The sequence below is a fragment of the Solibacillus palustris genome, from assembly GCF_022549215.1.
Lineage (GTDB): Bacteria > Bacillota > Bacilli > Bacillales_A > Planococcaceae > Solibacillus > Solibacillus daqui.
The window spans coordinates 885,538-910,265 of the sequence record NZ_JAKZFC010000001.1; the positions used below are offsets into that span (position 1 = coordinate 885,538).

The following is a 24,728-nucleotide window of genomic DNA, read 5'->3' on the forward strand; positions in this document are numbered from 1 at the left end:
TTTGAACGTCAAGCTAAAGCCTCCGGCGGATGTCACAGATTTATTAGAGGGGTTTTTCGAACTAGCTTGAAAAAAATCTGGACAAAATTATGACATGGCGGAATTGATTGAAGTTAAATGCAATCTTGGGCACAATTACTATGAAATGTAATGGATATATAAATGAAGTGTAACCTTGAAAGGATGATATAAATTATGAGTTACGAGCAAGTAAAAACCGTATCTCTACATACATTAGGGTGTAAAGTAAACCACTATGAAACAGAAGCAATTTGGCAATTGTTCAAAGAGCAAGGGTATGAACGAGTTGATTTTGATCACCAATCGGATGTCTATGTTATTAATACATGTACAGTAACAAATACGGGGGATAAAAAATCTCGCCAAGTGATTCGTCGTGCAATTCGTCAAAATCCAGATTCGGTTATTTGTGTAACAGGCTGTTATGCACAAACATCACCAGCTGAAATTATGGCAATTCCAGGCGTAGATATCGTTGTTGGTACACAGGACCGTGAAAAAATGCTTGGTTATATTGACCAATACCGCGAAGAACGTAAGCCGATTAATGCAGTTCGCAACATTATGAAAAATCGTGTATACGAAGAGTTAGACGTACCAGCGTTTACTGACCGCACACGTGCTTCTTTAAAAATACAAGAAGGCTGTAACAACTTCTGTACGTTCTGTATTATTCCTTGGGCGCGTGGTTTAATGCGTTCTCGTGATCCTGAAGAAGTAATTCGCCAAGCGCAGCAATTAGTTGATGCAGGTTATTTAGAAATCGTCTTAACAGGTATCCATACAGGTGGCTACGGACAAGATTTCAAAGATTATAACCTAGCACAATTACTGCGTGATATGGAAACGCAAGTGAAAGGATTAAAACGTTTACGTATTTCTTCTATTGAAGCATCTCAACTAACGGATGAAGTAATCGAAGTGTTACAAAACTCAGAAATCGTTGTAAATCACTTACACATTCCGATTCAATCGGGTTCGGATACTGTATTAAAGCGTATGCGTCGTAAATACACGATGGAGTTTTTCGCGGAACGTTTAGAAAAACTTAAAGTTGCTTTACCCGATTTAGCTGTCACTTCTGATGTAATCGTAGGCTTCCCAGGTGAAACAGAAGAAGAATTCATGGAAACATATAACTTTATCCGTGATCACAAATTCTCTGAGTTACACGTATTCCCGTATTCGCAACGTACAGGTACTCCAGCAGCTCGCATGGATGACCAAATTGATGAAGAAGTGAAGAACGAACGTGTTCACCGTTTAATTGCTTTAAATGACCAATTAGCTAAAGAATATGCTTCTCGCTTTGAAAATGAAGTAGTAGAAGTAATCCCAGAAGAACGCTTTAAAGATGGTGACAATGAAAATTTATATGTAGGTTACACAACCAACTACTTAAAAGTTGTCTTCGAGGGTAATGAAAACATGGTCGGTCAATTAACAAAAGTAAAAATTACAAAAGCAGGCTATCCATACAATGAAGGACAGTTTGTGCGTGTATTAGAAGAACAGAATCATTAATTTAAGGCTCATTAAAATTGTAATTTATACAATTAATCCAATCATAAAATTAGCGGCATCTCTTTTAGGTACAACCTATAGGAGATGCCTATTTTTTCTCTAAAAAGAAAGATGTCCTAAGATAATTACATTCCTCTAAAAAAAATCATCTTTTCCGAACGAAATAATTGGAAAAGATGATTTGTGATAAGTATTACTTGTATAAATTCTTAGTATAAGTTAGTTTTTAGTTGGCTGTGGTTTTTTCTTCCACTCAATTCCGCTAGATACGCAACCAAATGTTACGATTAATAATAAAACAAATAATGTGTTGTGTAACCAATAAGGCATAGGAAATGCTCCTTTTCTATTTAGTTGCTTGCACTTATGGTGCGTAGTCATTATTTTAGCATATTAATATGTATTAATCTATTATTCAATCACTCACTCGGTTATCTTAGTTGACGATGGAACATCCCCATAGGTACGTAAATTTGGGGATTCGGTTTCTGATAATAGTAACAGTAGTGAAATAGCAAATTGTACTTCCAAACTACTTTTACGAGAGAATAAAATAAGAGGTTCCTCATTATCAACTCCTTACGGTAGAGGCACGTATTGCGTGGTGTATAAATCTAATTATTGTTGAATTTTTTCTCTTTTGATTATTTTTATAAAATCAGGGTAATAATCTTTAATGGTGTGTAGGGGGCGAAAAAAAGTGAAGCAAAATCTTTCGAATGAAAAATTCACCAAATTATCTATCGTAGAAGTGCCAGATGGTGTTATTGGGAACATTCATCAATTTAGAAATTTTGATCCTTCTCGAATTGTACATTATGAAATAAAAAGTGAGCGTTTGCTACTATTTATGGATGAAGAAATGCGTGTAGAGGCAATGACTGAATTTCGAAGTACAGCCGAGGCCTTTCATTATGAGGTAGGGCGAGGAGTTCGTCCAGAGGTGGAGGCTTTTTATCGATTTGATTATAAAGATGATTTTTCGGAATTATTATTTACCGTTGATCGAATTAAATATGAGCAAGATATTTCAGCGGAAATGATTGAAATGAGTATTGTCGAGGATGCAATAAAATATCAAATTTATAGCAGAAGGCCTATCCATGTGCAGGTAAAATATATTGATTATGCAACAAATCAAATTTTTGTACAGCGAAATTATCCAGTGGAGCGATAAAAGTTATGTTTTGGTTCCTATGAGCAAGAAAATTGAGTTGTCTGATAATTTATCTCGTAACAATAACATGCTAAACTATAGAGGTACGGACAACTAAATAAATGTAAAGGGAGTAATTTAAAATGACTCAAAACTATGCAGCAATGATTGACCACACGTTATTAAAGGCAGAATCTACACAAAAGCAAGTAGAACAAATTTGTGCAGAAGCAAAACAATACGGCTTTGCTTCAGTATGTGTCAATCCAACTTGGGTGAAATTTTGCTCACAGCAATTAGCTGGTACAGAGGTAAAAGTATGTACAGTAATTGGTTTTCCTTTAGGTGCTAATACTTCAGCTGTAAAGGCTTTTGAAACAAAGGATGCTATTGCTAACGGTGCTGGCGAAATTGATATGGTTATTAATATTGGTGCTTTAAAAGAGGGTAACTTTGATTTAGTTCGCGATGATATTAAAGCGGTAGTTGATGCAGCAAATGGTACACTTGTTAAAGTAATTATTGAATCTTGCTTATTAACGAATGAAGAAAAAGTAAAAGCTTGTGAATTATCAGTTGAAGCTGGCGCTGATTTCGTAAAAACTTCTACTGGTTTCTCAACTGGTGGTGCGACAGCGGAGGATATTGCTTTAATGCGTAAAACAGTAGGTCCAGACCTTGGTGTTAAAGCTTCTGGTGGCGTTCGTAGTTTAGAAGATATGCAAACAATGATAGAAAATGGCGCAACTCGTATTGGTGCTTCATCAGGTGTTGCAATCATGAATGGATTAAAGTCAGATTCGAACTATTAATTGTAATAGTTTCTGTTGACTCTTATGGAACTATGCGTTATACTACTTTAGTACACATTAGCTAGATGTTAATGTTGTATTGACGTGTGTTCGGAGGGAGGGAAAGAGAGATGTCAAAAACTGTCGTTCGCAAAAACGAATCGCTTGAAGATGCTCTTCGTCGCTTCAAACGTACTGTATCAAAATCAGGTACAATTCAAGAAGTTAGAAAGCGCGAATTCTACGAAAAACCTAGCGTAAAACGTAAAAAGAAATCAGAAGCTGCACGTAAACGTAAGTGGTAATTTCCCTGTAAATCCCTACGTTCATAACACGCAATTTTCAGATTCAATTGAGCAAATCAATGATATACCCCGCAGTTGCCTTTAGGCAACTGCGGGGTATTTGTATTTTTCTGAAATAAGGTGTCTTTCGAGCAAACTCGAAAAAATCTGTCGCAATTACACCAAGACATAATTGATAAAGCTATAGCCAATCACGTATAATGAAGATGTCTAGAAAAAATATCCGAAAAATTGAATAATTTAACTTCATCTTTAATATTTTGAAACTTTTTGTTCTTTGCTCCGTATAGTTAATGTACATAAAATTCAATGCTAAAGTGAGGTGATAGAAAATTAAACGAACAAAAGTAGTTAGTTGGCTTTTTCTAATGGTGATGTCACTTGTCTTAGTTTTTCCATCGATAACAGCCTTTGCCAAAGGAACGGTTTATGAAATATCTGTTAATGATGAAATTGAAATGGGGCTGCATGAATATTTAAAACGGAGCTTTCAAGAAGCAACAAATGCTGGTGCGGATATGATTATTTTAAATATGCATACACCAGGTGGTTCTATTAATGCAGCCGTTGAAATTGGGAAGCTTATTGATTCGACGGAAATTCCTGTAATAGCGTTTGTCAATACGAATGCGATCTCAGCTGGAGCATATATTGCACTGCATGCCGATCAGATTTATATGATGCCTACAGCGACAATGGGTTCTGCTGCGCCAATCGATACATCAGGTAATACAGCTGGTGCTAAGGTGGAAAGCTATTGGTTAAAAGAAATGACAGCTGCCGCACAAAGTTCGGACAACAACCGAGATCCAAAATTTGCTCAAGCAATGGTTGTGGATACAATCGATTTGCCAGAACTAAACCAGCCAGCCGGTAAATTGTTAACATTAACGGCACAAGAGGCTGAAAAAGTTAGGTATTCAGAAGGAACCGTTTCTTCTTTTAACGACCTTCTAAAGAAATTAAATTTGGCTGATAGTGAAGTTGTTCAAGTCGAACAAACATTTGCTGAAAAGTTAGCGCGTTTCATTACGAATCCGATTATTGTACCAATCTTACTGTCAATTGGGAGTATTGGTTTAGTTGTTGAATTGTATTCACCTGGCTTCGGGTTTCCAGGTACGATGGGGCTAGCTGCACTTGGGATGTTTTTCTTTGGGCATATGGTTGCCGGATTTGCGGGCTATGAATCATTGATTTTATTTGCGATTGGTCTGATTTTAGTTGTCGCCGAGTTAGTTGTTCCAGGGGGTATTATTGGGATAATAGGTGGTGTATTAATCATCGGGAGTTTACTTTTTGCAGGGGAAAGCTTTGTCCATATGGCCTATTCAATATTAATCGCAATGATCATTGCTGGTATAGGAATGGTGATACTTATGAAATTCTTCGGAAAAAGACTTCATCTGTTCAACCGTCTCATATTAAAAGATGCGACGACAACAGAGGAAGGCTATGTATCCAATACAAACCGAATTGAATTAATTGGCAAGCAAGGGAAGTCTATTACACCATTACGTCCTTCTGGTACAGTTGTACTAGATGGTGAACGTCTGGATGTAGTAACAGAAGGTAGCTATGTCGATGGTGGTAAAACAGTAGAAGTTATAAAAGTTGAAGGTTCGCGCATTGTTGTGCGAGAAATTTAAGGAAAAGGTGGAGAAGTAGTATGTGGTCTGACGCAACTTTAATTTCGTTAATTATCGGAATTGTAATCGTCTTTCTAATTTTAGCAGTTTTCTTCACATTTGTTCCGGTTGCACTATGGATTAGCGCACTGGCAGCAGGTGTAAGAGTAAGTATTTTCACATTAATCGGGATGCGCTTACGTCGTGTAATTCCTTCACGTATCGTGAATCCGTTAATTAAAGCGCATAAAGCAGGTATAGAAATTTCAATAAACCAATTAGAGTCACACTATTTAGCAGGTGGTAATGTTGACCGCGTAGTAAATGCATTAATCGCTGCGCATCGTGCAAACATTGAACTAACATTTGAGCGTTGTGCAGCAATCGACTTAGCTGGTCGTGATGTATTAGAAGCGGTTCAAATGTCGGTAAATCCAAAAGTAATCGAAACACCATTTATTTCTGGTGTTGCAATGAACGGGATCGAGGTAAAGGCAAAGGCACGAATTACGGTACGTGCAAACATCGAACGTTTAGTCGGTGGTGCTGGTGAAGATACAATCGTGGCACGTGTTGGTGAGGGGATTGTATCAACTTTAGGTAGTTCTGAATCGCATTCAAAGGTTTTAGAAAACCCAGATTTAATTTCTCAAACAGTACTTTCTAAAGGATTAGACTCTGGTACAGCATTCGAAATCTTATCGATCGATATTGCAGATGTTGATATCGGTAAAAACATCGGTGCGGAATTACAAATTGAGCAAGCACAAGCAGATAAAAATATCGCACAAGCAAAAGCAGAAGAACGTCGTGCAATGGCCGTTGCCAATGAGCAAGAGATGATTGCGCGCGTACAAGAAATGAAGGCAAAAGTAGTAGAAGCTGAAGCGGAAGTACCAATGGCGTTAGCGGAAGCTTTACGTTCAGGGAACTTCGGGATTATGGATTACATGAACTACAAAAATATTCAAGCGGATACGTCGATGCGTGATTCGATTTCAAAAGCATCGAATACTGATCATCAAGATCCGAAAAACAAATAATCGAGGAAGGGAGTGAGCACTAAATGGAAGCGTTAATTATTGCAATTGTCATTGGGATTATTAGCTCGTTATTTAAGGATAAAAACCAAAAACAACAGCCTAATAAAAAGCCGACTAAACAAATGCCGCCATTTAGCAGTCAACCTGCTCCTCGAAAACAAAATACACGACCAGATACAAAACGGCAAAATCGCCCAAAAACATTGGAGGATTTTGCGAATGAAGTATTTGGCCAGTTAAATGAAAAAACAAAGCCGGTTGTGCAGAAGGTGGAGCCGCCTCTTGAAGTAGTATTACCTCAAGAAGTATCAGTTCCACAAGTGAAAGAACGTCCAAAAATGGCAGAATCAACGCGTACTTTAAAAGAGCGACCAATCGTTGAAAAGCTAAAGCAACAATCTGAAGGTCTACAAGTAGTGCCGAAAAACAATAAAGAGCTCATGCAGGCGTTTGTCATGGCAGAAGTGCTAGGCCCCCCTAAAGCTCGTCGTAAATAATGGAAAAGGGAATGTTGAACTTGGTTTCAGCATTCCCTTTTTTACGATCTGGAAAATACCTAATACAAATGCATGTTCATGTCCCTTTTAATCACTGCATATAGTGCATAAAGGGGGAAATTTTTTTTGAAAAAATTATTCGAAGCACAAAATATGTTGTCGATGAAGCAATTTGAACGGCTGAGATTTGATGGAATGTATGCACTTGAACAAATTACAGAGCATCAATATGCATGTCAGACAGATCGGTTTCACATACTAATTGAAGCTAAGAAAATTAACGTGCAGCATTTATTTGATTCGGGATTTTTATTGGACTGCGAATCATTACAAAAACTTGTAATTGAGCGCATTTCATGATGAATCATCAAATAGTTATCATTTCAGTAAAACAAAGTGAAAATGTCTCTAAGTTTTTACAACAACTAAAATTACAACATATTCCTATACGTAAGCTGGGATTTTCAAAAGAACATTTGATGTTTGAAATTGATGTGCAGCATTTGCGAGCATTACGTAAAATTCGAAAACGCTATGCTGTGAAACTAACAATTCGGTACAAAGCGCCACATAAAATTTTGCAAAGAGACGGGACTACGCTTATCGGGTTACTATTATTAACGATTGTTCCGATTATTTTAGCACAATTTATTTGGCGAGTAGAGATAGATGCAAATACAGTGGAGTTAGTGGATGAAATGGACAACTATTTGCAAAGTGAAATGAAAATAACCATGCCCATTTTTAAACGACAGTTTTATTCGGATCGGGAATTACGTCAACAGCTAATGGAACATTTTCGACAATTTTCTTGGGTACATATTACAAAGCAAGGAAGTAGAGTGACGCTTACACCACAGTTAGCACCAAAGGAAACGATATCTTTAAAACAAAGCATGAATCAGCATTTAATTGCATCGAATAGTGGCGTGATTACGCATTTTGATATTGAGCGCGGTGTACGTAAAGTAGAACCAAATATGACAGTTTATAAAGGGGATACACTTGTATCAGGTGTATTGATGCGCGATGATGAGGTGTTTGTTGTGGGTGCGCAAGGTGAAGTTTATGCGGATTATTGGCTTGAAACAACCTTTTCAATTCCAAAAACGATTGAAATGCAAGTACTGGATGAGATTAACTGGGATATAGAAATAAATTGGAATCAATTAGCTAGTAGTTGGAAAGAAAAATCGCTAACCCCGTTAAAGTCGCTTATTGTGCATACGCCATCTCGTGTATTTCATAACAAAACGGAAACAATAAGCGAAAATGATATAGAAAAAGTAATTTTACCATTATTACATGAAAAAATGATCCGTTCTTTGCCGCTAAAATCTACGATAAAATCCGAAAAACTTTTGCACGTCTACGCTGATGATGATACAGTAAAGGGGAAAGTCCTATATTTGGTAAATGAAAATATTGCAACACCACTACCAATTCACCAAGGAGAATGAGTATGTCACTAAAATTTATTGAGCTTCAAATCGACAATCCAAATGAAGCGGTCATGCTGTTAGGAATATCCGATGCAAATATAACATTAATTGAAGAAACGTATGGTGTTCAAATTATTACGCGCGGCGAAGTAATTCAAATCGCGGGTGAAGATGAAGTGAAGAAAAAACATGCATATGACGTATTAGCAGCGCTATTGAAGGTCATTCGGAAAAATATTAATATTGACCAGCGTGACGTTTCTACGGCTATTGAAATGGCGAATAAAGGCACGATTGAGTATTATGCAGAACTTTATGATGAAGAAATTGCACGCAACACAAAAGGCAAGCCAATTCGTGCAAAAACGATTGGACAACGTGAATATATCCGTGCGATTCGTCATAAAGATTTGATTTTTGGAATTGGGCCAGCTGGTACGGGAAAAACGTATTTAGCTGTTGTAATGGCAACACAGGCATTAAAAAATGGTCATGTGAAGCGGATTATTTTAACGCGTCCAGCAGTTGAAGCCGGGGAATCTCTAGGCTTTCTACCAGGGGATTTAAAGGAAAAGGTGGACCCGTATTTACGTCCACTATATGACGCACTGCATGACATTTATGGTCAAGAGCAAACACAGCGTCTTATTGAACGTGGAACAATTGAAATTGCGCCACTTGCTTATATGCGCGGTCGTACATTAGACGATGCTTTTGTAATTTTAGACGAGGCTCAAAACACAACACACCAGCAAATGAAAATGTTTTTAACGCGATTAGGCTTTGGTTCGAAAATGGTTATCACTGGCGATAAAACGCAAATTGATTTACCTAAAAACACGCAATCTGGTTTAATTATTGCCGAGCGCACATTAAAATATGTAAAAGACATACACTTCCAAATTTTAGAACAGGGAGATGTTGTCCGACATCCGCTTGTTGCAAAAGTGATTCAAGCATATTCGGATCAAGAATTATAAAATCGACCACCCAATTTCAAAATAAGTTGGGTGGTTTTTCTATGAGTAGATACATAAATTTGAAAAACATGTAACCTTTTCGTCAACAGAGAGTAATAAATTTGATAGAATAAAAACTATAGAGAAAAAATGGAGGTGCCTGATGAAAGAAAAGTTAAACAAGCTCATCCAGCTCGTTAGTTTTCGGACATTATTGATTGTCGTTTTGTCGATTACTGCTGTCCTGCAATTTTCACTGATGGTTGAAAATGTACGTGGGGTTACATATGATATTAAGCTGACGGAATTATCGCCAGAAACAATCCGTTCAATGAAAACGGTTGAAGATACAGCGAAAACTGAAATTGATAAGGATCATGCAGAAGAGGCTGTAGAACCTGTTTACGTTTTTAAAGAAGACATAGCTGATCATCGTGCCACATTTGTAACAACGATTTTTGATATAGTATTAGAGGCGAAAAAAGATATAGAAGAAGATGGCGAGTACACGCAAGAAGAGCAAGAGGAATTATTGCGTGCAGATTTAAAAAATATTTTAGAAAATCAGCAATCACTAACGATTTCAGATGCACAGCTGAAAAATTTGTTAGCTGCAACAACCGAACAAATAGAAGCTACACGTGATACACTAGCGTCTTTAGTAGAAGTAAACTTAGACCGCCCATTACGTAAAGAAAATTTAATCACATATCGTAATGATTTAGAAAGTAAAATTCGTCAACAGCCTGCTATTTTAGACAGCTTAATGAGTGTTGCAGTTATTGTTGGACGAGCAGCAGTTGTTGAAACAGAAATTTTAGATGAAGAGAAAACGGCAATTGCTAAGCAACAAGCTCGTGAAGCGATAGAACCGACGCGAATTTTACAAGGACAAATTATTGTGCAAGAAGGGGAAGTCGTTACACGAGAAATTTATCGCCAACTTGAGTTACTTGGAATGCTTGATAATAAAGTATCTATCAAGCCGATTATTGGTCTTTTGTTTTTAATTTTATTGCAAATGGCATTTTTATTTGTACTATTCGATCAATCAAAAAAAGAGGTATCAAAGAAACGCAAAGATTTGTTTGTGACAGTAATTGTTTATGCTGTTGCACTTGTGACGATGAAGATTATTGGGTTAATCGCTTCCAATTTCGATGTAATGTTGGCGTTTATCTATCCGTCAGCTATGGCGACAATGCTTGTTCGTATTTTAGCAAATGAAAAGGCGGCTAGTATTGTAACGGTAATAACAGCAGCATCAGCGGGAATCATCTTCCATGAAGGTTATGCGGCAGTATTACAAATGGATGCAGCCCTTTATATTTTGTTTGGTGGCTTTGCTGCGTTGATATTTATGCGTAGCTTTGAAAAGCGTTCTGACATTTTACAGGCAGTAGCGATTATTACACTAGTAAATTTGATTTTTATTGCGTTTTATTTATTGATGTCTCAAACCGGTTTTGAATTTAAGGAGATTTCCTTTTATATTGGAGCAGCTATCATTTCAGGATTACTATCTGGTGCACTGACGATGGGGCTGTTGCCGTACTTTGAATCGGCCTTTGGTATATTATCGACGATGCGCTTAATTGAACTATCGAATCCGAATCATCCATTATTGAAAAAAGTACTAACGGAAACGCCTGGTACGTATCATCATAGTATTATGGTAGCGAATTTGGCTGAGGCAGCTTGTGAGGCCATTGGTGCGGATGGCTTGCTTGCGCGTGTTGGTTGCTATTATCATGATGTAGGGAAAACGCGCAGACCGCTATTTTTCATCGAAAATCAAATGGGCACTAATCCGCATGATTCATTACCTCCTGAAAGTAGCGCAGAAATCATTATTGCGCACACAACAGATGGTGCAGAACTCCTGCGTAAATACAAAATGCCACAAGAAATTATTGATATTTGTTTGCAACATCATGGGACAAGCTTACTAAAATACTTCCTGTTTAAAGCAAAAGAAGAAGGGAAACAATTGGATGAACAAACATTCCGTTATCCCGGACCGAAGCCACAAACAAAGGAAGCCGCAATTATTAGTGTAGCAGATAGTGTGGAGGCAGCTGTGCGTTCGATAAAGGAACCAAACGCACAAAAAATTCAAAAGCTTGTGCAGTCGATTATTCAAGACCGTGTACAAGATGATCAGTTTGACGAATGTGATATTTCATTAAAAGAATTAAAAATGATTGAAGATGTATTATGTGAAACATTGAATGGGACGTTCCACTCGCGTATTGAATATCCAAAATGATTGTAGGAGGGAACAATAATGTTATTAATCGATTTTTTAGATGAGACCAATAAAGTGCAAGATACACATATTGAATTAGTAGAAAAATTATTACAGCACGCGGCACAAATGGAAGGTATTGAAGACGGTTCGGAAGTGTCGATTACATTCGTAACGAACGAAGCCATTCATGATATTAATCGTGAATATCGTGATAAAGACCAACCAACAGATGTTATTTCCTTTGCTTTAGAAGAAATGGGTGAAGGGGAAGTACAAATTATCGGAGAAGGCATTCCACGAATTTTAGGTGATATTATTATTTCGACAGATCGTACACGTGAACAAGCCGAGGACTTCGGTCATTCATTTGAACGTGAATTAGGCTTTTTAGCGGTGCATGGTTTCTTACATTTATTGGGCTATGACCATATGGAGCCAGAAGATGAGAAGGTTATGTTCAGGAAGCAAAACGAAATTTTAGAATCATACGGCTTAGGTCGTGATACGAATGAACGCGAGTAAATTTTTCAAATCGTTTCGTTATGCGGTGGCAGGTATAGTGACTGCAACAAAGGAGCAAAATTTACGTTTTCATTTATTGAGCGCAGTCATCGTTTTACTTGCAGGTATTTTTACCGGCTTAAACATGATAGAATGGCTCATCATTATTTTAGTTATAGTACTTGTCATTGGTGCGGAAATGGTCAATACTGCAATTGAACGTGTAGTTGACCTTGCTTCACCGGAAATCCATCCATTAGCGAAGCAAGCAAAAGACATCGCAGCTGGAGCTGTACTTGTTTTTGCCATGGCAAGTGTTATAATCGGACTACTCATATTTTTACCAAAATGGTTATAAGATGAATAATTTGTACTGGCGGAAGGAGCCACCTTTAATGACAATGGAACAATTAATCGAGCAATCGAAATTAGCCCGTGAATTTGCTTATGTGCCTTACTCAAAATTTAAAGTAGGGGCAGCGTTACTTGGTGAGGACGGTAAGGTTTATCAAGGCTGTAATATCGAAAATGCAGGGTATAGCATGACAAACTGCGCAGAGCGTACAGCGTTTTTCAAAGCAGTTTCAGAAGGTAATATGAAATTTAAAGCACTTGCGGTTGTAGCAGACACACCAGGTCCATGCTCACCATGTGGTGCTTGCCGTCAGGTAATGAGTGAATTTTGCGCACCAGACATGCCCGTTTATTTAACAAACATGAACGGTGACGTACAACAAACAACTGTGGCCGAGCTAATTCCAGGCGCGTTCACAACGGAGGATATGAAAAATGCAAGAAAATAAAGGATTCAAGTCGGGATTCGTCTCGATTGTTGGTCGTCCAAACGTCGGCAAATCAACATTTTTAAACCGAGTAATCGGGCAAAAAATCGCGATTATGTCAGACAAACCACAAACAACACGTAACAAAGTACAAGGTGTATTAACACAAGAACATTCACAAACAATTTTCATCGATACACCAGGGATTCATAAACCGAAGCATAAGCTGGGCGAATTCATGTTAAAAACATCACGTAACGCACTTAAAGAGGTGGACGTGATCATGTTCATGGTTAACGCAGAGCAAGCAATCGGTAAAGGTGACGAGTTTATCATCGATTTATTAGAAGGCAACAAAACGCCAGTATTTTTAATCATCAACAAAATCGATTTAGTGCACCCTGATGAATTAATTAATATTATCGCATCTTATAAAGATAAATTTGATTTTGCAGAAATTATTCCGATTTCAGCATTACAGGGTAATAACGTTGAAAACTTACTTTCAACAATCGAAAAGTACTTACCTGAAGGGCCACAATATTACCCAGCAGACCAAGTAACGGATCATCCGGAGCGCTTCATTATCTCAGAGTTAATTCGTGAAAAAGTATTACACTTAACACGCGAAGAAATTCCGCATTCAATCGCAGTCGTAATTGACCGTATTAAGCCGCATGAAGAAAAAGAAAACATGATTCATGTACAAGCAACAATTATGGTAGAGCGTGATTCACAAAAAGGGATTGTTATTGGAAAACGCGGTGCCTTATTAAAAGAGGTAGGCTCAAAGGCGCGTAAAGATATCGAAATGCTACTTGGCTCAAAAGTGTATTTAGAACTTTGGGTAAAAGTGCAAAAAGATTGGCGTAATAAACAAACGCATTTACGTGATTTCGGCTTTAGAGAAGACGAATACTAATAGTTTAAACAGATGTGACGTATAATTGTCATATCTGTTTTTATTTTCCTTTGCATAAATAGTTATGTTTGATACTATTTATTAGGTAATAATTTACATAAAAGGTAGGTGAGAGATTGAGTAAGTTAAATCAATTTTTATTAGGTTTATGGATAGTTTCCCTATCCGTTTTAATATTCGTTATATTGACGATGGATAATGGACATGAAATACAAGTAGTAGAGGGGCATATGAATAATGAATCTGAGCAGGTAGCAGACGGGAAAGAAGACTCAGATGAAATTGCATCACAACCATCAATGGTTGAACAAGAGCCAGAACAAGAGCATGAACCAGAAACAGTACCAGAGCCAGAACCAGAACCGGTTCCTGTTGTTACAAAAGAGACTGTTCGATTAGCGATGATGGGGGATGTGCTGCTGCATTATCGTTTGGCGCAGTATAAGGATTTTACATCATCCTTTGCAGCTGTTGGGTCACTGATGCAAAGCTATGATTATTTAGTAGCGAATCAGGAATCGCTCCCTGTTGGTAATAAATATGCGCTAAGTGGCTATCCACAATTTTCAAGTCCGCCTCATATTTTACGAGATCTTCAACAGGCTGGTGTTGATATGGTGACGGTTGCGAATAATCACACAGTTGATAAGGGTGAGGGTGGTATTCGAACATTATTTGAAAATTTGGATGCACAACAGATGCCCTACGTTGGCGCATATAAGAATCAAGAAGATAAAAATACAAAGCGCATCATTGAATTAGGCTCGATAAAGATTGGTATGCTTGCGTATACATACGGCACAAACGGTTTGTATTTACCAAAAGGCTCACCATTTATCGTAAATTATATCGATGAAACAACAATGAAATCAGATATAGAAGCTATTCGTAGTGAGGTAGATGTGCTTGTAGTTTCGATGCACTGGGGTTCTGAATATGCATATGAAGAAAATGATTATCAGCGCACTTATGCCAAAATGTTAAATGAGGCTGGTGTGGATATTGTATTTGGTACACACCCACATGTATTGCAGCCTTATAAAAAGTGGATAAGTGAATCTCAGCATGAAACACATGTCTTTTATTCGCTAGGTAACTACTTCTCAACAATTTTAACGGTTCCAAATACAATGATTGGCGGCATTGCGAGTATGGAAATTACAAAGGAAGGCAATGTAATAACGATTAATAATCCTACAATGGATGCTACATCAGTCTTATTGGATGCTGATGGCGTGTATCGTGTTTACCCGCTAAAGGATGTAGAGGCGCGTTCTGTGAAAAATTTAGAATGGGTGAAGCAAGTTGTTGGCTCTGAAGTAAGCGTCTATTAGCCCCTTTTATCTTGCTTCAGCGAGGGTTCACCCCCCGGTGGATGTCACAGATTTTTTTTCGATCTAGCTGAGTAGTAATTTATCGAATGCAATAGATCTTGCTTTACGAGAGTATATTGCCAAGTTTAGTAGTAATTACACCGATGCGCTATTGCTATCATTTGAAAGCAAGCTTTTAGAGTCCGAATACATTATAATGAAAACTATGATAGTTAGTAAAGGATGTGCAAACGATGCTACATAAATGGGAAGGCATCATTTTAAAAGCGCGTGCTTACGGTGAATCAAATAAAATTGTTACTCTAATGACACGTGAAGCTGGCAAGGTAGCTTGTATGGCGCGTGGTGCAAAAAAACCAACAAGTCGATTAGCGGGGGTCACACAGCCCTTTATGCATGGTTCATTTTTGGTACAGCGAACATCTGGAATGGGGACACTACAGCAAGGTGAGCACTTTAATACGATGCGCCATATTCAAACGGATATTATGGCAACAGCCTATGCGAGCTATATTGTCGAACTTGTTGATCGCTTAGTTGAAGAGAGCGGACCAGTACCACATGCATTTGAAGTATTGCTACAAGCATTAAATGCAATTGAAGAAGGTCATGATCCTGAGGCAATTACACTATTTGTCGATTGGAAGATGCTCCCGTATGCTGGGGTACAACCAATTCTACATGCGTGTGCAGGGTGTGGTGCGGTTGATGGGGAATTTGCATTTTCATTTCCACAGGGTGGTTTTTTATGTCATCGCTGCTTCCATTTAGACCCTTATATTATCCGTTTATCACCTACTCAATTGAAGTTGATTAGAATGTTTTATACGGTGCCAATTGAACAAGTCGGAAAGCTAGAGTTAAAGCTGCAAACAAAGCAATTTATAAAAAAAATTGTTACAACAATTTATGAAGAACAAACAGGCATTCGTCTGAAATCGCGAAATTTCATCGAGCAATTAGAGCGAACACCGCTACTACAGCCTAAACCGAAAAAAGAAGAATAAGAGATTGAGCCAGTCCGTTTGTACGGCTGGCTTTTAACTTGCTACAGCAAGTTAAAAGCCTCTGGCGGATGTCACAGATATTTAAAGGGTTTTTTCGAGTGTTCTCGAATAAGATCTGGACGCATTTACGCCGAGGCTTAAATGATATGGAGGGAAGCTCAATGATTCAATATCAAAACGAGCAATTGACGGTATTTCAAAGTGCGCTTTATCAAACGACATGCGCTGTAATACAAACGGAAAAAGCAATAATTATAACTGACCCAAACTGGTTGCCTCATGAAGTTGAGGTGATTAAAGCTTATGTAGAGAGCAGAATTGGAAATCGTCAACTATATGTGATTTTTACGCATAGTGATTTCGATCATATTATCGCTGCAGGGGCATTTCCGCAGGCGATAAAAATTGCGAGTGAAGCATTTGTTAATCTTGCAGATAAGGAAAAGGTGCTCAACGATATTGTTGATTTTGATGCACAATATTATATAACTCGTGATTATCCGATTACTTATCCAACCATTGATATTGTGATTCGACAAGATGGGCAACAGGAAGTGCTTGGTGATGCGATGTGTAGCTTTTATCTTGCACCAGGGCATACCGAGGATGGGGTTTTTACAATTGTCGAACCCCTAGGCATAATGCTAGTAGGAGACTATTTGTCGAATGTAGAATTTCCGTTAGTTAGTAATATAGCGGAATATGAATCGACCTTACAAAAGGCAAAGTACTTGTTAGAACAGTTTGAAGTGCATGCTTTAGTACCAGGGCATGGACAGATGACAACCGACCAATTAGAAATGGAAAATCGTATTGAGGATTCTCAGGGTTATTTAACGAATCTACAGCAAGGTGTAAATCAAGAACACGCACTAGAAGCAAGGTATTCTTATTATCGCTCGTTAAAGGAGTTGCATGATGCGAATAAAAAAGTGCTGTAAGACGTTTTACAGCACTTTTTTATGTTAATCGATAGCCTCATTTAAACGTTCTAGTACACGGCGTTTTCGATAAAGCATCATGCCTGCTTCGGCAATATCTTCAATCATGGATTTATTGATAAATGCTCCGAAAATCATACCGGCAATCGGAATCATTTGGAACAGCTTTTTCATTCCGAAATTGTCGCGATATGTGTAAAACACCTCTTGCCAGCCTTTTAATTGAGACATCATATTTTCACCAGAACGAGCATTTTCAAAGGTATTCGTTAGCTCTATTAAAATTTTCTCTTTTCCAACGATATCTGATGAGGCGAATTGAATACACTTGACGATAAAAACTCGTTCTTGTTTTTCATTCGGATCGTAACCATGAATAATAGCAATTTCCTGTAAAGTTTTTAACGCAATTCCTAAAATAACAGGAATATCAATTGCTAGTGTGAAAATGCCGCCAAAGCCAGTGGAAGCACCTTGGACAGTTGCGATATTTGCGCGGCTTTTTTGCAGTTTTGCACTGAGCTCTACCATATCGCTAAGCGGCATTTGCTTGATGTCTTCAAGTGAAGTGACGTTGTGCAATGTATGCTTTTGAATATGGCGTATCGTTGATTGCTGGCTTACTAAATATTTGCCACCATTTTGAACGTAACTTACAAGTTCGTCGATTAATAAGGCGATTTTCTCATGTACAAATTTTGGTGTTAGTTTATCTAATAGTTTAAAAGGGATACGACCGAGTTTTTCCCAAAACCATAGGCCGCTTTGATCTTTCTCCCATTTTTGAATATCAGTTAAATATTGTTGTAGCTGTTGTTTAGTTTCCACAGTAGCCCTCCTATTGGATGCGTTTTTTACTATACGTTTCCAAGTGAGAAAGGTTTCAAAAAGTTATTCGAATTGTGTTAATAGTGGTGCTACATCATTTTTTAAGTGCTCATAAAATGATGTTTCAAGCTGTAGCTGCTTATGAATGTCCTTATTTGAAAATAATGCATGAAATGTATCGATTTTTTCTTTTGAAAAACGAAAATGATGATTAAAATGCTCGCGCTGCGTATCATCGCTTAAGTACATATAACCACGAATAATCGTATACAGCTGATTGTATTTTTGATTTGCGAGTTGATAAGCTTCGCGACTGAATTGACCGAGTGTGGTACTAGGATCATCAAATGGACGGTAGAAATCACGTGCCTCACGATAGCTTTCAAGTTTTGAATTGGCACTATATAAAATATGATGATTTGCGCGATGGTCAGGGCATTCAAAATAGAGAATAGCACATACAAGCTCGGAAATTTTATCGTATGTATCAAGTGTTTTTTTGGGAGCTTCCTTCAATTGAAAAAACATGTATATCCCTCCAAACGTGGTTGTCAGAAAATTATAACTTATTTTCGGGTTATATTGTTCATTTTGTTCACAAAAAATGGATAAAAAGTGTAGTAGCATAGTAATCGGACTAAATGGAAGGGATGGTGGCATTGTGGAATATGAAGTTGTGTTATTTGACTTGGATGGAACGATAATCGACCCGAAAGAGGGTATTACAAAAAGTGTGCAATATGCATTAGGAAAAATGGGAGTGGCGGTGGAAAACTGTAAGGCGTTAGAAAGTTTTATCGGTCCACCTTTGCAGCAATCATTTAAAGAGCAATTCGGTTTTAGTGACCACCAAGCAAATGAGGCCATTAGTTATTACCGAGAGCGTTATAAACCAACAGGTATTTATGAAAATACAGTTTATATAGGTATGAACGAATTATTAGCTGAACTAAAATCTGCTGGCTGTCGGTTGGCAATTGCGACATCAAAGCCAACAGTGTTTGCACAAAATATTGCAGAACACTATGATTTTGCACGTTATTTTGATGTGATCATAGGAAGTGAGTTGGATGGTTCACGTACATTAAAGGCAGAAGTAATTGAAGAGACATTGAATCAATTAGGGAACCCTGAAATCTCAAAATGTGTCATGATTGGTGACCGTAAATATGACATTATTGGTGCAAAGACAAATGATATGGAAAGTGTGGGGGTGGAGTTCGGCTATGGCTCGAAGCAAGAATTAGCCGAAGCGAATGCAACCTATATTGTGCAAACAGTAGCGCAATTACGTGACGTACTAATGAAATAAACGTAAAAAGAAGCTGTTCTCCGCAAATGGGGAACAGCTTCTTGTGGTTTAGTTTAGAATTGTAAATGCTTCTCGATATAAGCTTTTACATCAGCGATCGGCATGCGTGTTTGTTCCATTGAATCGCGGTGGCGTACTGTTACTTGTCCATCTTCTTTTGAGTCGAAGTCGTAAGTGATACAGAATGGTGTACCTATTTCGTCTTGACGACGGTAGCGTTTACCGATTGATTGAGATTCATCAAAATCAACTGGGAATGCTTTACGTAATTCAGCCCATACGTCGCCAGCTTCTTCTGATAATTTTTTTGATAATGGTAATACCGCTGCTTTGAATGGTGCTAGAGCAGGGTGGAAGCGTAATACTGTACGTGTATCGTCGCCTTCTAATTGCTCTTCTTCGTAAGCGTCGCATAAGAATGCTAACGTTACACGGTCAGCGCCTAAAGATGGCTCGATGCAGTATGGTACATAACGTTCGTTTGTTATTGGATCAATGTAAGTGAAATCTTCGCCTGAGTGCTCCATATGTTGTTTTAAGTCGAAATCTGTACGGTCTGCGATACCCCATAATTCGCCCCAACCGAATGGGAAGCGGAATTCGATATCAGTTGTTGCGTTCGAGTAGTGAGATAACTCATCATCTTCGTGGTCACGTAAACGCATAGAATCTTCTTTCATGCCTAAGTTTAGTAACCAATCTTTACAGAAGTTTTTCCAGTAAGTGTGCCATTCTAAGTCTTCACCTGGCTTACAGAAGAATTCTAATTCCATTTGTTCGAATTCACGTGTACGGAATGTGAAGTTACCTGGTGTAATTTCGTTACGGAATGATTTACCAACTTGTGCGATACCAAATGGCGTACGTTTACGCATTGAACGTTGAACATTTTTAAAGTTAACGAAAATCCCTTGTGCTGTTTCAGGACGTAGGTAAATTTCATTTGATGAAGATTCTGTTACACCTTGGTGTGTTTTGAACATTAAGTTGAATTGACGGATGTCAGTGAAATCGATTTTACCGCAGTCTGGACAAGCTACTTCTAGCTCTTCCATTTTGGCTTTCATTTGGTCGAATGTCATACCATCAACGATAATTTCTTTACCTGTTTTTGTTAATGAAGCATCTTCAATTAATTTGTCGGCACGGTGACGCGCTTTACATGCTTTACAGTCAATCATTGGGTCATTAAAGTTACCAACGTGACCAGAAGCAACCCAAGCTTTAGGATTCATTAAAATTGCTGAGTCAAGACCTACATTGTGTTCAGATTCTTGAACGAATTTTTGCCACCATGCTTTTTTAACGTTGTTTTTTAATTCCACACCTAGTGGACCGTAATCCCAAGTGTTTGCTAAACCGCCGTAAATTTCAGAACCTGGGAATACGAAGCCACGGTGTTTTGCTAAAGATACGATTGTTTCCATTGATTTTTCTGCCATGAAAAATTCCTCCTAAATAAATAATCTATTGTGCCTCTGCATCATTGCTTCCAGAGGCTTATCTATATTCATCAAATGGCTAAGCAATTGGATGGATATAGATAAAAAGCACCCGTCTCCGGGCACAGAAGCTATGCCCGGGGACGAGTGCGTCAAATGTGATTTACCCGCGGTTCCACCCCGCTTGTTTTTATGTAAAATAAAAACCTCTTTAAAAAAATAGCTCGGGGGTGCCGTTTCTCAAATCCAATTGTAGGCTTACACTATCCCTACTCGCTTGTGTTAGAATTGATACTTATTATTCCCGTCATCGCTTACATATAAAATTAAATGTTAGAACAACTTTTTCGTTCGCTCATATTGTAACAAAAGATTCTTTTCTTCGCAATATAGAACAATATAGTATATAATAATTAAGGAATAAGTATAACATTATTTTGAAGCGGGTGAGTCTAATAGAACTCAATAAACGTCAAGATGCGATCTTGCAAATTGTAAAAGAAAACGGCCCTATTACGGGTGAGCATATAGCTGAGCGCCTCGGTTTAACACGTGCAACTTTGCGACCGGATTTAGCAATATTGACAATGGCGGGATTTTTAGATGCGCGACCAAGAGTCGGCTATTTTTATGCGGGGAAAAAAAATGCAGTTGTATTAACGGAGTCAATGCTTAACTTAAAAGTAAAAGATTTTCAAGCATCTCCTGTAGTCGTATTTGACCAAATGACGGTTTACGATGCGATTATTCATATGTTTTCAGAAGATGTCGGAACACTATTTGTCATTGATCGTGATGAAATCTTGCAAGGTGTATTATCGCGTAAAGACTTGTTACGCTCAAGTATCGGTTCTCAAGATTTAAATAAAATCCCTGTGCATATGATTATGACACGTATGCCAAACATTGCCTATTGCAAGAATTCAGATACCTTAGTTGATGCAGCTAAAAAACTAATTGAACGTGCAATTGACTCGATGCCAGTTGTTAAAGAAACAGAAGCAGGAGTTCAAGTTATTGGTCGAGTGACAAAGACAAATATTACTCGTGCCTTTATTTCTTTGGCAGAAACTCATGATTTATAGGTGAACTATGAAAAAGATTACGATATTCGTTGTTTCGGACTCAGTCGGTGAAACAGGGGAAGCGGCAGCAAAGGCAGCGGTTAGCCAATTTCGTCCAAATTTTGAGAATGTAAGAATTCGCAAGTTTCCTCACATTAATAATCAAGAGTTGTTAGAAAAGATTGTTCATATTGCGGTATTAAATGAAGCGACTATTGTTTTTACATTGGTTTCTAGGGAGATGCGTAGGGAAATGCGGGAGCTCGCACAACTGCATCAAATTTCAGCTATCGATTTATTAGGCTCGATGATGGATTTAATCGAATCATCAACAGGGGAAGAGCCACTACAAAGACCTGGTCTTGTACATAAACTTGATGATGATTATTTCAAAAAAATTGAAGCGATTGAATTTGCAGTGAAATATGATGATGGGCAGGACCCACGTGGGATTCCATTAGCTGATATTGTATTGATTGGAGTTTCGCGTACATCTAAAACGCCGCTCTCTCAATATTTAGCTCATAAGAGTTATAAAGTTGCGAATGTACCACTTGTGCCTGAAGTAACACCACCAGAAGAATTGATGCAAATCGATCCGAAAAAATGCTTCGGTTTAGTCATCACGCCAGAAAAATTAAACAATATTCGAAAAGAACGTCTCATTACACTTGGTCTTACAGAAGATGCCTTTTATGCGCAACAGGCACGAATTGAGCAAGAAATTAGCTATTTTTATAGTATTGTTGATAAAATAGGGTGTCAGGCAATCGATGTTACAAATCGTGCGGTTGAAGAAACGGCTCATAAAATTATTGATTTATATGAACGAGAATATAAATAACTTCGAAAACCACCTCGAAAAATATTTTGTGAGGAGGTTTTTTAAGGTTTTAAGCGAAACAATAAAAGACACTATATATGTAGAAATTTTATAATTCTATATCTGGTTGTTATCGTTTTCTCAAAAAAATATAGCAGTATAAGCCTTTTTGTTTTATAATAATAAAATTGTGGTAAAAATATTAATTATAGGGAAGTTACAATAATTATTCTTAAAAAATTTGTCGAAATTTAGAGGATTTTTGTAATAAGTCTCGAAATATTTAGATGGTGATAAAGTGGCTGGGAAAATACCTGAACATGTAATTGAGCAGATTCGTTCACAGTCTGATATAGTCGACGTCATTAGTGACTATATGCAGCTAACGAAAAGAGGGCGCAACTATTTTGGATTATGTCCATTCCATGGGGAGCAAACACCCTCTTTTTCCGTGTCTCAAGAAAAGCAAATTTTCCACTGTTTTGGCTGTGGTGCAGGTGGAAACGCCATTACATTTGTTATGGATATTGAACACATTCCATTTCCCGATGCACTTGTAAAGTTAAGCCAGCGTGCAGGAATTCCACTCGAAGTGGAACTTGTAGGGGAACAACAGACGGAAAACAATCCTTTTTCGAAAAAAGAACAACAAATGCGAGAAGCACATGCATTTGCGGTAGAGTTTTATCATCATATATTAATGAATACAGAAGATGGAGAGCAAGCGTTAAATTACTTGCTTGAAAGAGGATTTACACGCGACCAAATCGAAACACATCAAATAGGATGGGCAATGCCAAATTGGGACACACTGTCTATACTATTGGATCGTAAAGGATTTGATTTAGAAGATATGGCAGAGAGCGGACTTATCATCCATAAAGAGAATGATAATAGCTATTTTGATCGCTTTAGAGGGCGCATTATGTTCCCGATTCGTGATGAAAATGGTAAAACAATCGCTTTTTCAGGTCGGATTTTAAATACGAATGGCGACGATGCCAAATATTTAAATAGTCCAGAAACGCCAATTTTCCATAAAAGTCAGGTGCTTTACAATTTAGATAAAGCACGTGCTTCGATTCGTAAGACAAGACAAGTAATTTTAATGGAAGGCTTTATTGATGTTTTAGCAGCAAATCGAGCAGGTGTATATAATGCAGTTGCGACGATGGGTACGTCTCTTACATCCCAGCATATTACAAAGCTAAAGCGCTTAGTACAGCAAGTTACAGTTTGCTATGATGGTGATAATGCTGGTTTTGAGGCGGCCAAACGTGCAGCGCAAATGCTTCACGAAGAGCAATTGAAAGTGGAAGTTTCGGTATTACCAGATAAACTTGATCCAGATGAATTTATTCGAGCAAATGGTGCTGAAGTTTTTAAAAATCAAATTATTGATAAGCCGCATGCCTATATTGCATTTATGATGATGCATGCAAAGCGAGGGAAAAACTTTCAATTTGAAAATGATACATTGCAATATATTCAGGAAGTATTGGAAACGTTAAAAGGTGATACTTCTCCAACAGAACGAGATTTATATATTCGTCAAATCGCAGCAGATACTAACATTTCACCTGAGGCTATTAATGCACAGCTTCGAAAATTAACAGCTGATACTGTGAAAGAACAAAAGCGAAGTCAAGTTGTATTACAAACGCCACAAAGTGAACTCGCGATGCAAGAGCGTAAAAAAGATGCAACAGATCGCGCGGAAAGTTTGTTATTAGCGCATATGCTACATGATGTAAATATAGTCAATAGGGTGCTCAAAAGTGGAAACAATGAGCCCTTTATTCACGAAGAATATTTAGCAGTTTTTGTTCGTTTAATTGGTTTTTACGAAGAATATGAATTGGCAGATTTTCACCGTTTTGTCGAGGTGTTAAACGACGCTGAGTTGCGCAAAATTGTAATGGAAGCAGCTTATATTGATCGTAATCCTGAACACGGTGAAGCTGAAATCACGGATTGCCTAAAGCAAATCGAAAAGCGTCGCCTAGAATTACAAATTGAACAATTAAAACACAATCAAAAAGAAGCGGAAAAGATGCACGAACATAGACGGGCTCTTGAAATCGCCCAACAAATTATTGACCTTAGCAGAAAAATAAAAATGGGCATTTAACGCGATTTGTTTTTAGAAGGAGGA

Annotated in this window: 25 protein-coding genes; 22 read left to right on the forward strand and 3 right to left on the reverse strand. The window is 37.8% G+C overall.

The annotated features are described in order from the left end of the window. The first annotated feature begins 195 nt into the window (after nt 1–195). From mtaB to LZ480_RS04170, 18 genes are all read left to right on the forward strand, one after another. Nucleotides 196–1,545, forward strand: coding sequence for a tRNA (N(6)-L-threonylcarbamoyladenosine(37)-C(2))-methylthiotransferase MtaB (gene mtaB / locus LZ480_RS04085; protein WP_241368104.1), 1,350 nt, complete (start codon nt 196–198; stop codon nt 1,543–1,545). 700 nt (nt 1,546–2,245) lie between these two features. After that, nucleotides 2,246–2,722 carry a hypothetical protein gene (locus tag LZ480_RS04090; protein ID WP_241368105.1) on the forward strand — a complete coding sequence of 159 codons (477 nt, stop codon included), beginning with the start codon at nt 2,246–2,248 and terminating at the stop codon, nt 2,720–2,722. Nucleotides 2,723–2,844: 122 nt separating this feature from the next. Beyond that, nucleotides 2,845–3,513 (forward strand): deoxyribose-phosphate aldolase, encoded by a 669-nt coding sequence (deoC, locus tag LZ480_RS04095; RefSeq protein ID WP_241368106.1) that lies wholly within the window; start codon nt 2,845–2,847, stop codon nt 3,511–3,513. A 110-nt stretch (nt 3,514–3,623) separates the two neighbouring features. Continuing rightward, nucleotides 3,624–3,797 carry a 30S ribosomal protein S21 gene (gene rpsU / locus LZ480_RS04100; protein WP_004227078.1) on the forward strand — a complete coding sequence of 58 codons (174 nt, stop codon included), beginning with the start codon at nt 3,624–3,626 and terminating at the stop codon, nt 3,795–3,797. 332 nt (nt 3,798–4,129) lie between these two features. Further along, a complete protein-coding gene (locus LZ480_RS04105) occupies nt 4,130–5,446 on the forward strand; it encodes an NfeD family protein (RefSeq protein WP_408641596.1) in 1,317 nt (438 codons plus the stop codon). A gap of 20 nt (nt 5,447–5,466) precedes the next feature. Beyond that, on the forward strand, nt 5,467–6,468 hold the full coding sequence (gene floA, locus LZ480_RS04110; RefSeq protein ID WP_241368107.1) for a flotillin-like protein FloA: 1,002 nt from the start codon (nt 5,467–5,469) through the stop codon (nt 6,466–6,468). Between the two features lie 23 nt (nt 6,469–6,491). Continuing rightward, nucleotides 6,492–6,965, forward strand: coding sequence for a hypothetical protein (locus tag LZ480_RS04115; RefSeq protein ID WP_241368108.1), 474 nt, complete (start codon nt 6,492–6,494; stop codon nt 6,963–6,965). Between the two features lie 126 nt (nt 6,966–7,091). Next, on the forward strand, nt 7,092–7,325 hold the full coding sequence (locus LZ480_RS04120; protein WP_241368109.1) for an RNA methyltransferase: 234 nt from the start codon (nt 7,092–7,094) through the stop codon (nt 7,323–7,325). Continuing rightward, nucleotides 7,322–8,425 (forward strand): sporulation protein YqfD, encoded by a 1,104-nt coding sequence (locus LZ480_RS04125; protein ID WP_241368110.1) that lies wholly within the window; start codon nt 7,322–7,324, stop codon nt 8,423–8,425. Before LZ480_RS04120 ends, LZ480_RS04125 begins: the two co-directional genes overlap by 4 nt. 2 nt (nt 8,426–8,427) lie before the next feature. Continuing rightward, the gene (locus tag LZ480_RS04130) at nt 8,428–9,387 is read left to right on the forward strand and encodes a PhoH family protein (protein WP_241368111.1); all 960 of its coding nucleotides are present in this window, start codon (nt 8,428–8,430) and stop codon (nt 9,385–9,387) included. Between the two features lie 142 nt (nt 9,388–9,529). Beyond that, entirely contained in the window at nt 9,530–11,635 is a 2,106-nt protein-coding gene (locus LZ480_RS04135) for an HD family phosphohydrolase (RefSeq protein ID WP_241368112.1), read from the forward strand. Nucleotides 11,636–11,650: 15 nt separating this feature from the next. Continuing rightward, nucleotides 11,651–12,139, forward strand: coding sequence for an rRNA maturation RNase YbeY (gene ybeY, locus LZ480_RS04140; RefSeq protein WP_241368656.1), 489 nt, complete (start codon nt 11,651–11,653; stop codon nt 12,137–12,139). After that, nucleotides 12,126–12,476 (forward strand): diacylglycerol kinase family protein, encoded by a 351-nt coding sequence (locus LZ480_RS04145; RefSeq protein ID WP_241368113.1) that lies wholly within the window; start codon nt 12,126–12,128, stop codon nt 12,474–12,476. The genes ybeY and LZ480_RS04145 overlap by 14 nt, the downstream gene beginning before the upstream one ends. Before the next feature lie 37 nt (nt 12,477–12,513). Beyond that, nucleotides 12,514–12,921: a cytidine deaminase gene (locus LZ480_RS04150; RefSeq protein WP_241368114.1), complete on the forward strand. Its 408-nt coding sequence runs from the start codon at nt 12,514–12,516 to the stop codon at nt 12,919–12,921. Next, on the forward strand, nt 12,908–13,822 hold the full coding sequence (era, locus tag LZ480_RS04155) for a GTPase Era (protein WP_241368115.1): 915 nt from the start codon (nt 12,908–12,910) through the stop codon (nt 13,820–13,822). Before LZ480_RS04150 ends, era begins: the two co-directional genes overlap by 14 nt. A gap of 116 nt (nt 13,823–13,938) precedes the next feature. Continuing rightward, on the forward strand, nt 13,939–15,156 hold the full coding sequence (locus tag LZ480_RS04160) for a CapA family protein (RefSeq protein ID WP_241368116.1): 1,218 nt from the start codon (nt 13,939–13,941) through the stop codon (nt 15,154–15,156). Between the two features lie 233 nt (nt 15,157–15,389). Then, the gene (recO, locus tag LZ480_RS04165) at nt 15,390–16,163 is read left to right on the forward strand and encodes a DNA repair protein RecO (RefSeq protein WP_241368117.1); all 774 of its coding nucleotides are present in this window, start codon (nt 15,390–15,392) and stop codon (nt 16,161–16,163) included. A gap of 161 nt (nt 16,164–16,324) precedes the next feature. Beyond that, nucleotides 16,325–17,104, forward strand: a complete 780-nt coding sequence (locus LZ480_RS04170) for an MBL fold metallo-hydrolase (protein ID WP_241368118.1) — start codon at nt 16,325–16,327, stop codon at nt 17,102–17,104. Between the two features lie 24 nt (nt 17,105–17,128). On the opposite strand, the gene LZ480_RS04175 is transcribed toward LZ480_RS04170, so the two are convergent. Further along, entirely contained in the window at nt 17,129–17,932 is an 804-nt protein-coding gene (locus tag LZ480_RS04175; RefSeq protein ID WP_241368119.1) for an EcsC family protein, read from the reverse strand. A gap of 63 nt (nt 17,933–17,995) precedes the next feature. Then, nucleotides 17,996–18,460: a hypothetical protein gene (locus LZ480_RS04180; RefSeq protein ID WP_241368120.1), complete on the reverse strand. Its 465-nt coding sequence runs from the start codon at nt 18,458–18,460 to the stop codon at nt 17,996–17,998. A gap of 133 nt (nt 18,461–18,593) precedes the next feature. Here LZ480_RS04180 and LZ480_RS04185 point away from each other — a divergent pair, with 133 nt between their 5' ends. Further along, entirely contained in the window at nt 18,594–19,244 is a 651-nt protein-coding gene (locus tag LZ480_RS04185; protein ID WP_332844012.1) for an HAD family hydrolase, read from the forward strand. 53 nt (nt 19,245–19,297) lie between these two features. Here the strand turns inward: LZ480_RS04185 and LZ480_RS04190 are convergent, their stop codons facing one another. Further along, nucleotides 19,298–20,686, reverse strand: coding sequence for a glycine--tRNA ligase (locus tag LZ480_RS04190; protein ID WP_241368121.1), 1,389 nt, complete (start codon nt 20,684–20,686; stop codon nt 19,298–19,300). 446 nt (nt 20,687–21,132) lie between these two features. On the opposite strand from LZ480_RS04190, the gene LZ480_RS04195 reads away from it, so the two are divergent. The 3 genes from LZ480_RS04195 (at nt 21,133) to dnaG (ending at nt 24,704) form a co-directional block, all read left to right on the forward strand. Further along, nucleotides 21,133–21,771, forward strand: coding sequence for a helix-turn-helix transcriptional regulator (locus tag LZ480_RS04195; RefSeq protein WP_241368658.1), 639 nt, complete (start codon nt 21,133–21,135; stop codon nt 21,769–21,771). A gap of 7 nt (nt 21,772–21,778) precedes the next feature. After that, the gene (locus LZ480_RS04200; protein ID WP_241368122.1) at nt 21,779–22,594 is read left to right on the forward strand and encodes a pyruvate, water dikinase regulatory protein; all 816 of its coding nucleotides are present in this window, start codon (nt 21,779–21,781) and stop codon (nt 22,592–22,594) included. A gap of 277 nt (nt 22,595–22,871) precedes the next feature. Beyond that, complete coding sequence (gene dnaG / locus LZ480_RS04205) at nt 22,872–24,704, forward strand: DNA primase (protein ID WP_241368123.1); 1,833 nt, start codon at nt 22,872–22,874, stop codon at nt 24,702–24,704. Nucleotides 24,705–24,728: the final 24 nt, after the last annotated feature.